The 10,011-nt window shown below is 54.7% G+C and carries 8 protein-coding genes and 1 tRNA gene; 4 read left to right on the top strand and 5 right to left on the bottom strand.

Going from position 1 to position 10,011, the window contains the following annotated elements:
* Nucleotides 1-11: 11 nt before the first annotated feature.
* The 5 genes from hisF to D9N13_RS12910 all read right to left on the bottom strand — a co-directional run bounded on the left by hisF (nucleotide 12) and on the right by D9N13_RS12910 (nucleotide 6,217).
* Nucleotides 12-788: an imidazole glycerol phosphate synthase subunit HisF gene (gene hisF, locus D9N13_RS12930; RefSeq protein ID WP_290590663.1), complete on the bottom strand. Its 777-nt coding sequence runs from the start codon at nucleotides 786-788 to the stop codon at nucleotides 12-14.
* 18 nt (nucleotides 789-806) lie between these two features.
* Nucleotides 807-1,541, bottom strand: coding sequence for a 1-(5-phosphoribosyl)-5-[(5-phosphoribosylamino)methylideneamino]imidazole-4-carboxamide isomerase (gene hisA, locus D9N13_RS12925; RefSeq protein WP_290590660.1), 735 nt, complete (start codon nucleotides 1,539-1,541; stop codon nucleotides 807-809).
* 202 nt (nucleotides 1,542-1,743) lie between these two features.
* A complete protein-coding gene (hisH, locus tag D9N13_RS12920) occupies nucleotides 1,744-2,394 on the bottom strand; it encodes an imidazole glycerol phosphate synthase subunit HisH (RefSeq protein WP_290590657.1) in 651 nt (216 codons plus the stop codon).
* A gap of 46 nt (nucleotides 2,395-2,440) precedes the next feature.
* Entirely contained in the window at nucleotides 2,441-3,034 is a 594-nt protein-coding gene (gene hisB, locus D9N13_RS12915) for an imidazoleglycerol-phosphate dehydratase HisB (protein ID WP_290590655.1), read from the bottom strand.
* A 186-nt stretch (nucleotides 3,035-3,220) separates the two neighbouring features.
* Nucleotides 3,221-6,217, bottom strand: a complete 2,997-nt coding sequence (locus tag D9N13_RS12910) for an ATP-binding protein (protein WP_290590652.1) — start codon at nucleotides 6,215-6,217, stop codon at nucleotides 3,221-3,223.
* Between the two features lie 189 nt (nucleotides 6,218-6,406).
* Here D9N13_RS12910 and mutY point away from each other — a divergent pair, with 189 nt between their 5' ends.
* The 4 genes from mutY to D9N13_RS12890 all read left to right on the top strand — a co-directional run bounded on the left by mutY (nucleotide 6,407) and on the right by D9N13_RS12890 (nucleotide 9,239).
* The gene (gene mutY, locus D9N13_RS12905) at nucleotides 6,407-7,483 is read left to right on the top strand and encodes an A/G-specific adenine glycosylase (RefSeq protein ID WP_290590649.1); all 1,077 of its coding nucleotides are present in this window, start codon (nucleotides 6,407-6,409) and stop codon (nucleotides 7,481-7,483) included.
* Nucleotides 7,484-7,491: 8 nt separating this feature from the next.
* Nucleotides 7,492-7,764, top strand: a complete 273-nt coding sequence (locus D9N13_RS12900) for an oxidative damage protection protein (RefSeq protein WP_290590647.1) — start codon at nucleotides 7,492-7,494, stop codon at nucleotides 7,762-7,764.
* Nucleotides 7,765-7,842: 78 nt separating this feature from the next.
* Nucleotides 7,843-7,918, top strand: a tRNA-Phe gene (locus D9N13_RS12895).
* A gap of 178 nt (nucleotides 7,919-8,096) precedes the next feature.
* Nucleotides 8,097-9,239, top strand: coding sequence for a hypothetical protein (locus tag D9N13_RS12890; protein WP_290590644.1), 1,143 nt, complete (start codon nucleotides 8,097-8,099; stop codon nucleotides 9,237-9,239).
* The last annotated feature ends 772 nt before the right edge of the window (nucleotides 9,240-10,011 follow it).

Raw genomic sequence — 10,011 nt, 5'->3', positions numbered from 1 at the left:
GATCCCGGGCGCTATTCCAAACGCATTTCAATACCCTGATCGGCCATAAACTGTTTGGCCTCCTGGATACTGTATTCGCCAAAGTGGAAAATGCTGGCCGCCAGCACCGCATCGGCCTTACCGATGGTGACACCATCCGCCAGATGCTGCAGGTTGCCCACACCGCCGGAAGCAATCACCGGCACATGCACCGCATCGCTGATGGCCCGGGTCACATCCAGGTCAAATCCGTTCTTGGTGCCATCACGGTCCATACTGGTCAAGAGAATCTCGCCGGCGCCCAGCTCCACCATTTTACGCGCCCACTCAACGGCATCCAGCCCGGTGGGTTTGCGGCCACCGTGGGTGAAGATCTCCCAGCGTTTGGGCTCGCCCTGGGCACTGACCTGTTTGGCATCGATGGCCACCACAATGCATTGAGAGCCAAACCTGGCGGCGGCCTCGCCGACAAATTCGGGATTGAAAACGGCGGCGGTATTAATGGAAACTTTATCGGCACCGGCATTGAGCATGGTGCGGATGTCTTCCAGTTTGCGGATGCCGCCACCCACGGTTAAGGGAATGAATACCTGGCTCGCCATTTTCTCCACGGTGTGGACCATGGTGTCGCGATCCTCGTGGCTGGCGGTAATATCCAGAAAGGTGATTTCGTCTGCGCCCTGCTCGTCATAACGGCGCGCCACTTCCACCGGATCACCGGCGTCGCGGATATCAACGAATTGTACGCCTTTAACGACGCGACCGTTGTCCACGTCCAGGCAGGGGATGATGCGTTTGGCTAGGGCCATGGTTTTGCTCTCTCGCTGTTATTCGGCAGCGTCTGAAAGTGTTTGTGCTTCTTTCAAATCCAGGGTGCCTTCGTAAATGGCGCGGCCGGTGATGGCACCGGCAATACCGGACTGTTCTACTTTCAGCAGTTGTTTTACGTCGTCGATGTTGGTTACGCCACCGGAGGCGATCACCGGGATACTGATCGCTTCGGCCAGGGCAACGGTGGCCTCGATGTTCACGCCCTGCATCATGCCGTCGCGACTGATGTCGGTATAGACGATGGCGCTGACGCCGTCGTTTTCAAACTGCCTGGCGCAGTCCACCGCCAGCATCTCGGAGACTTCCGCCCAGCCATCGGTGGCCACCAAACCGTTCTTGGCATCGATGCCGACGATGATGTGGCCGGGGAATTTTTCACAGGCCGCTTTTACGAAAGCCGGTTCTTTCACCGCTTTGGTTCCGATAATCACGTAATCCACACCACAGTCCAGATAGGTCTGGATGGTTTCCAGACTGCGGATACCGCCACCGATCTGGATGGGCAGATCCGGGTATTTTTTGGCAATGGCCTGCACCACCGCGCCATTGACCGGTTCGCCATCAAAGGCGCCATTCAGGTCCACCAGGTGCAAACGGCGGGCGCCCTGTTGCACCCATTGGTCGGCCATGGCAACCGGATCATCGGAAAACACCGTGGCGTCATCCATCAGGCCCTGACGCAGGCGTACACATTTTCCGTCTTTGAGGTCGATGGCAGGAATAATCAGCATAATGGTTCTCGTATCATCACAACATAAAAGGGTTTCTGAGTGGCGCGACTATGTCAGCAGAAGCCTGGGAGAAAAACGGATCTGAAACCCTCAGCGACAGGGATGTCGCTGTGGAGCCCCCAGGGATGGGTTCACGGCGAGTTTCAGATCCTTTTTTCTCCCAGGCTGACGGCGCCAGGACCATTTCCACGAAGAAACAGCCTTAAGCGGCGCCATCCCACTCCATAAAATTCTGCAACAACTGCAACCCGGATTTCTGGCTCTTCTCCGGGTGGAACTGGGCCGCAAACACATTATCGCGCCCCAGGGTCGCCACAAACGGCACACCATATTCACCACGGCCGGTCACCAGCGACGCGTCATCCACCGCCACATAGTAACTGTGCACAAAGTAAAAGCGCGCGTTATCGGGGATATCCCGCCACAACGGATGGGCACGGACCTGCTGCACCTGGTTCCAACCCATGTGGGGCACTTTCAGTTTTTCACCGTTGGCATCCTTCAGGTTATCCCCAAAGAACTTCACCTCACCGGGGAACAGATCCAGGCAATCCACACCGCCGTTTTCCTCACTGTGGCTCATCATGCTTTGCATGCCCACGCAAATACCCAGCAGGGGTTTGCTTTTGGCGGCTTCCCGCACCACCTCATCCAATCCCAGGCGCCGGATTTCACCCACACAGTCGCGAATGGCACCCACACCGGGGAACACTACGCGATCGGCAGACAGAATGGTGTCCGCGTCCGGCGTCACCAGCACCTGCGCTGCAGGCGCCACATGTTCCAGCGCTTTGGCGGCACTGTGCAGATTACCCATTCCGTAATCAATCACAGCAACGGTTGATTTAGTCATATTACTTCTTCCGACAGAATATACAGACGGGCGTATGGCACCGTGGCTATAACGTGCCTTTGGTGGACGGCATCACCCCGGCCATTCGCTCATCCCGCTCCACCGCCATGCGCAGGGCACGGCCGAAGGCTTTGAACACAGTCTCGGCCTGGTGGTGGGCGTTCTTGCCTTTCAGGTTATCGATGTGCAGGGTGATCATGGCGTGGTTCACCAGCCCCTGAAAGAATTCACCGAACAGGTCCACGTCAAAGCCGCCGATCATGGCACGGGTATAGTCCACATCCATCACCAGACCGGGGCGGCCGGACAGGTCTACCACCACCCGCGACAGAGCCTCGTCCAAAGGCACATAGGCGTGGCCATAGCGACGGATGCCTTTTTTGTCGCCCCAGGCCTTAGCCAGCGCCTGCCCCAACGTGATGCCGGTATCCTCCACCGTGTGGTGAGCGTCAATGTGAAGATCCCCTTGGGCCAGTATTTCAATGTCGATCAGCCCATGACGGGCCACCTGATCGATCATGTGCTCCAGAAACGGCACCCCGGTATCCAGTTTGCACTGGCCGGTGCCATCCAGGTTTACAGACACGGTAATCTGGGTTTCCAGCGTATTGCGCTCAACGCGGGCCGTACGTTGCGACATGGGTACTCCACTGATGGATTGGGGAAAGCGGGGGATTATAACGCGAAGGCGGCGAAATTCCTAAGCCGATGGACGGTTTCCAAGGGCCTGGGCCTGCACTGGGTTGAGCCAGTGCTCCACCATCTTGTACAGAGTGTCCTTGCGCAGGGGTTTGGCCAGATAATCATCCATACCGGCGTCCAGGCACTATTCCCGGTCCCCTTCCATGGCATTGGCGGTCACGGCTATGATGGGCAGCGGCTTGCCCTGCAGGTACTCACGGATGGCACGGGTAGACTCGTAGCCATCCATTACCGGCATCTGGCAATCCATAAACACCATCCCGTAGGGGTTCGTTTTCACCGCATCCAGGGCCTGCTGGCCATCTTCGGCGATGTCACAGCTGAATCCCAGCTTACGCAGGTAACCACAGGCCACACGGCGATTCACCTCGTTATCATCCACCACCAGCACCCGCGGCAAGGCCGACTGGATGGGTACGTTGGACTGCACCACCTGGACCATCTCTTCGCCCCGCCCCAACAGGCAATCCGCCAGTTGCCGCTGTGAGAACGGCACATACATATGGGGTAGCGGACGCTGCCCGTAGCGCTCCGTGGGCACTCTTAACTGTATGATTTTAGGGCCGTCTTTTTCATCCAGATAGGGGTTGAGCTTTTCCCAGAAACGGTCACTGATTTCCTGGGCGATGAATATCCAGCGGTAATTGCGGCGGTACAAAACCTCATCCAACTGGCGGATGATACGGGATTCCTTGGGCTCCCAGTGAAAACCCAGCGCCCACTGCTGGCAGGCCATCTGCATCACCATCTGGGTAGCCGGCAGATCCCCGATCAGCAACACCGCAGCCTCCGGATATTGCTGCTGAAAATCATGGCGCATGCGAACCGACAGCGACGTCTGATTGGCAGGCACCTCCACCGGCAGTTCAAAGTAGAAGGAGGAACCCACTCCCTTTATGGAGCGTACCCCGATGCTGCCGCCCATGGCCCTGAGCAACCCCTCACACAGGGCCAGCCCCAGGCCGGAGCCACCGAATTTACGGGTATTGGAGAGATCCTCCTGCACAAAGGGATGGAACAAGTCGCGCTGGCGCTCGGCGGCAATGCCCACCCCGGTGTCCTTGATCTCAACATAGAGCCGGTTTTCCGGCAGCAACTCCGCCCACAGCATGATGGAACCATGCTCGGTGAATTTCGCCGCATTGGACAACAGGCTGGTAAGCACCTGGCGCAGCTTGGTCACATCCGTCACCACCCGCTGGGGCAGGCCGGCCTCCGCCACCATGCCCAGGTCAAGCCCGCGCCGATAGGCATCCACCGCCACCAGGCTCACCGCGGAATTGAACAGGTCGTGTATGTTCACTTCTTCGTTATGGAATTGCATTTGCCCGCTTTCCAGGCGGGTGAAATCCATCACATCGTCCACCAATGCCAGCAGGTTGCGGCCGGAGCGTTTCGCCAACTCCAGCATCTGTTGCTGATCATCCCGCAGCCCGCTTTCATTGAACATATCCAACATACCCAGCATCCCGTTCATGGGGGTGCGGATCTCGTGGCTGACGATGGCCATGAAGCGGCTCTTGTTCTCGGCGGTTTTCACCGCCATGTCACGCGCCTCCTCCATCTCTTCCGACGCCTGTACGATCTCATTGATGTCCACCACCACGCCGCGCAGACCCACGACGCTCAGGCCTTCAATCACCACACTCACCAGCGCCTTCACCCACACCCAATCGCCATCACCGTGGCGCACCTTGAACTCAATGTAGGTATCACTGCCTTCCTGGGTGGCATAGCGGAACGCTTCCAGCACCTGCTCATGATGATCAGGGTGAATATGCCGCCGCCAATACACCAGTTCCTGCTTCAACTGTTCGGAGCTGTACCCCAGGACATGTTTCACCTGGCCGGATATAAAGCTCACCTTGGGGGGATTCAGTTCCGCCTCCCACACCACACAATCAATGGAGTTGATGATGGACTGGTAACGCTCTTTCGAATCGTACAACTCGTCCAGATTTTTTTTCAGATTGCAGCGCATGTTGTCCAGGGAGGTGGCCAGCTGGGCCAGTTCATCGTTGGAACGCAGGCTGATCTGGCGATCCAGATTGCCGCGGGTAAGCTCCTCGGCCCAGGACGACAAACGGGCAATAGGCGCTCCGATCTGGCGCGACATCACGTAGGCCACCACCCCAATCAGCAACGCCGCAATCAACCCGATCAGCAGCGCCCGCTCGCGGATAAAGGCGATGTCTTTCAGCGCATCCTCGGCATCCCGCACCAGCACCAGGCTCCAACCGGTATCACGTATATATTTGAATTCCCTGGCCGGCATGTTCACCAACAACAGCTCCTGCTTGCCGCGGCGGATATAGCGGTGACCGGGCCGGTTCAGCAGCCGATCCAGCAGCATGGGATTGTCCACCACCCACCAACGCTTGCCGTACACCCGGGTCGAACCATCCACCCCCGAGGCGTCCTCATCGAACAGAATAAAATCCGGTGCCGCCAGCACATAGCCGTCGACGTCAATCAACACCGCGTAGCCGCTTTCCTCCTGCTCATCCGGCCCCACATTAATGGCGCTCACCTGCGACAGTAATTCGCGCCAGTCCAGGCTCGCTTTCAAGACCCCCACCAGCTTGTCCGGCTGGTACTTGCGGAAAATGGGCACCACGATACTGACCCCATACCCGCCCAACTCGGGATCCAATCGCAACGGCAACAAGAACGGCTGGCGATCCTGCATCACCCGTTGAAACCAGGCGACCTGTTCCAGGGAAATGCCGATCAGATCGGAATCCCCGGCCGCCACCACCACACCATCCACATCCACCGCCACCAAGGTGTTGTAGACACCGTAGGCCCGCTGGTAATCAAACAGCATTTCCGACACCACCCCTTCGGGATCGCCGCGCTCCACCGCCTGCATCACATCCAGCGCCGCCCAGGAACGAATGTTTTCCTGGCTAAAACCAAAGGTACGGTCGATCTGGGACATGGCCAGCAACGACGTGGCCTGCAGCCGTTCGCCCACCTGATTGATGATGGTTTCGCGGGATTTAAAATAGGCAAGAGTGCCGAAGACCATGATGGGCGCCAACGCTACAATCAACATGACGGCCAACAGCTTGTTTTGAATGGTGGGAGCGAGCCTGAAGCGCGCCTTGCGTCTATCCATACTTTACTTGTCAGGGAGCCTTGCTTCACAATCCATGGTCTTCGCCCGAGAGGCTGGGGCAGGTTCACTACTCCATAAGCAATCAGTATAGAGGACAAAAAGCGTATTTGCCCAAGAACAGTAAGGCTTTACTAACCTGTCGCTAAGCCCCTGAATTTATAACCACAATCCGTCACAAAAAGTGCAAATTTGAACTCAGATCTTATACAGAACGCAGACAGCTTGCGGGCCCGGGTGCTGGACTGGTATCACCAGTTCGGCCGCAAGGACCTGCCCTGGCAGCAGGACATCAGCCCCTACCGGGTATGGGTGTCCGAGATCATGCTGCAACAGACCCAGGTCAGCACGGTGATCCCCTATTTCGAACGCTTTATGGGCCGCTTTCCCACGGTGCAGGCGCTGGCTGAAAGCCCCCAGGATGAGGTGCTGCAGCACTGGTCCGGCCTCGGCTATTACGCCCGCGCCCGCAACCTGCACAAGTGTGCGCAAACCGTGTGGGCAGAACACGGCGGGGCGTTCCCCCGCTCGGTGGCTGAACTCAGCGAGCTGCCCGGTATTGGACGCTCCACCGCCGGCGCCATCGCCAGCATCAGCATGGGCATTGCCGCCCCCATTCTGGACGGTAACGTAAAACGGGTGCTGACCCGGCTGCACGCGGTGGCAGGCTGGCCCGGTGACAAAAAAGTCGCCGATCAACTCTGGCGCATCGCCGAACACTACACCCACCCCACCCACACCCGGGAGTACACCCAGGCCATGATGGATCTGGGGGCCACCCTGTGCACCCGCAGCAAGCCCGCCTGCACCTTATGCCCCCTGGTGGATGGCTGCCGGGGCGCCGCCCAGGGCCAAGCCACCGACTACCCCCATTCCAAACCGAAAAAAGACAAGCCGGTGCGCCAAACCTGGATGCTGATGCTACAACATAAGGAAGAACTGCTGCTGTACCGCCGCCCGGAACAGGGCATTTGGGGTGGCCTGTGGAGCTTTCCGGAGTATCCACATGCCGACGCGCTGCAGGATGCCCTGGCACTGAGCGGCACCAAGGTGCAGCATCAGGCCGCGCTGGCCCCCTTTCGCCATACCTTCTCCCACTACCACCTGGACATTCATCCCCAGCACGTGGTGCTGAACCGAAAACCCCGGGCAATCATGGAAGGCACTGAGCAGGTCTGGTATAACGAGGGCCAGATAACCCAGCTGGGGCTGGCCGCCCCCATCAAGAAGCTGATTCACAGTCTCCATCAAGCCGAACCTATCAAGTGAGTGACCCCATGAGCAGAACGGTTTTTTGCCGCAAATACCAACAAGAGATGGAAGGCCTGGAGCGGGCGCCCTACCCCGGCCCCAAAGGTCAGGACATTTATGAACATGTGTCGAAACAGGCCTGGCAGGAATGGCTGAAACACCAGACCATGCTGATCAATGAAAAGCACCTGAACATGTTGGAACCGGAAACCCAGACCTTCCTGCAACAGGAATTTGACAAGTTCCTTGCCGGTGAAGAATACGAGCAGCCAGAGGGCTATGTGCCCCCAAGCGACTGATTCGGAAAAACTTTCCCAATTGGAATATTCAGGTATTGACTCAAATGTCTTCAGCGGGTTTAATAGCGCGCTCTTGACGCCCGGATAGCTCAGTCGGTAGAGCAGGGGATTGAAAATCCCCGTGTCGGTGGTTCGATTCCGCCTCCGGGCACCATATATAAAGGCCTGCAAGCAATTGCGGGCCTTTTTTCATATCCTTGTCACACCCACGTCACACCCCCGAGCTACTCAGCAACAGCCAACCCACTAGCAATCTTAGCGACCGCCTATTATGCTGCCTAATTATCTTAATTATCAGCCTGGACAAATCTGATACTTTGCAGGGCCGCAGAATGACCAAACACGAAGCAAAAGCCGAAAAAAAAGAAGAATTGGAACGGGAGCAGGGACAATCGAAGCAGCCCAGAAATAAGAAATCAAAACGAATTCAGCTAAGCAAAACCCAAAGAGTCAACTTGAGAATTATTTCAGCAATTCTATTTGGCTGGATTCTTCTTTGCATAGGAATCTTTATATACTCCCCCCCCACAAGAGACGTTAGAGTTACAACCCAACAAAGCACCTATATTCAAGAAGCTGGCCAAGCCCCCGTTTACATAAGAGAAAACGAGGAGTCCGTCGACGAGCGTAGCGATTGGACAGACTTTAAAATTTCCTTTCTGGCCTCCGCAGTTGAAGACACCATCTTTTTCATCGTTATCGGTGGAGTTATTGCAATCGCAACACTTAGGAAACCAGAAGAAGAGCACATTGATAACAGAATTGGCTTTTTGTTTAAAGATGATAGCGAAGGGGCGGCTAACGCAAAAAAATATGCGAAGAAAGCTATTGAGAAACTAGCCTGTTACAGTGAAAAATCAAATGTGAGAATCCGCGTCATTTCATATAACGAAGAGCTTGATGCCTTCAAAGTCCAAACCGACTGGGAGTTCCACCTACACAACTTATATAACAACTGCGCTTACAAAGATGACGACACATTTCACGTAGATATAGAAACCGACAACGTTGGCACAAAGGATGGCATCCAAGGAGAGATGCTAAAAATCAGAACAATCACCACCGATGGTAAGAAATCAAAACTCTCTGACATTACAACCTCTCACTTGGATGACCCAGAACCTATAAAAGGGGAAAAATTCAACAAGCAAGTTGGAATAAGGATTGAGTCAGATGAACAATGCATCTACGAGGTCAGTTTCTGGATGTGGTGCAAAAGCGATGTTCAGTACCACCAGTGGGTTAGACGCTATACTAAAAACTATGTTGTTGAAGTCCACAACTCAAAAGACTGTGAAGATATTCAAATTTGCACTCAAAAACCATATAACAAAACTTCAGACTCTAGCAAAACCCCAACAGATGCTAACTTCAAGCTCCTTAAGGCTGGCGAAATTAATGAGATATATTCTGGGGAAATGACCCCTGAGCAAGACATGTGGGTAATCTTAAAAAGGCAACAGAAAAACTCTTGACATTTACAAAAACAAGCCTTGGAATTGGGAAAATTTTTACTATATTTGGGGTGATAGTGCCAAGTACAGTCAGAAATTGCATGTATAATTGGATTGTCAACAAATCATAATTCTTCCACCAACCAACACAAGGAAGCACAGTATGTACCTAACTACTAGCGGAGCTGGTGGCGGCTGAAGGGCGCAACCTGCTAACACAGATACTTTAAAAGCGCAGGCTATTAGCCTGCGTTTTTTATTACCCCTAGTCATGCAAGTGCCTTATTTGTGACCCTCCAAAGAACCAAAAAATAACCTATTGAATTTTCAACAAATATATTCACCGACCGGTGATTATTAGTCCCCTGTTGCCGTTTATTGTCAATTGTTGTAACCTTTTGCTGTATATTTAAACAGTTTAAAGGTCTTCTACATGGCTACTATCCGGGAGCGCAAAACAAGTAAGGGTGAAACCCGCTATCAAGCCATAGTCCGCCTTAAGGGATTCCCTCCCCAAACAGCCACATTCAATAGAAAGACTGACGCCAAAAGATGGGTTACCAATACCGAAGCAGCTATACGCGAAGGCAGGCACTTTAAAACTACTGAATCCAAAAAGCACACTCTCAGCGACCTAATTGAACGCTATATAAAGTACGTTTTACCGTAACCGTCCGGCAAACCCATCTGGATAAGCCTGCTTAGCTGCTTGACCATAGTGTCCACTAAAAAATAAGTGGACACTACTATGGATAATATAAGAGAGAGCTCACTCCCCGCACCCGCTAAGGGA

This window comes from Ketobacter sp. GenoA1 (genome assembly GCF_003671475.1).
In the GTDB taxonomy this organism is placed as follows: Bacteria; Pseudomonadota; Gammaproteobacteria; order Pseudomonadales; family Ketobacteraceae; genus Ketobacter.
The sequence above is the reverse complement of the archived record's forward strand: the minus strand, read 5'-3'. Positions and strand labels throughout refer to the sequence as shown.

Coding starts and splice junctions, on each gene's coding strand:
- hisF (WP_290590663.1), bottom strand. CDS start 788: ATGGCCCTAGCCAAACGCATCATCCCCTGCCTGGACGTGGACAACGGT.
- hisA (WP_290590660.1), bottom strand. CDS start 1,541: ATGCTGATTATTCCTGCCATCGACCTCAAAGACGGAAAATGTGTACGC.
- hisH (WP_290590657.1), bottom strand. CDS start 2,394: ATGACTAAATCAACCGTTGCTGTGATTGATTACGGAATGGGTAATCTG.
- hisB (WP_290590655.1), bottom strand. CDS start 3,034: ATGTCGCAACGTACGGCCCGCGTTGAGCGCAATACGCTGGAAACCCAG.
- D9N13_RS12910 (WP_290590652.1), bottom strand. CDS start 6,217: ATGGATAGACGCAAGGCGCGCTTCAGGCTCGCTCCCACCATTCAAAAC.
- D9N13_RS12900 (WP_290590647.1), top strand. CDS start 7,492: ATGAGCAGAACGGTTTTTTGCCGCAAATACCAACAAGAGATGGAAGGC.
- D9N13_RS12890 (WP_290590644.1), top strand. CDS start 8,097: ATGACCAAACACGAAGCAAAAGCCGAAAAAAAAGAAGAATTGGAACGG.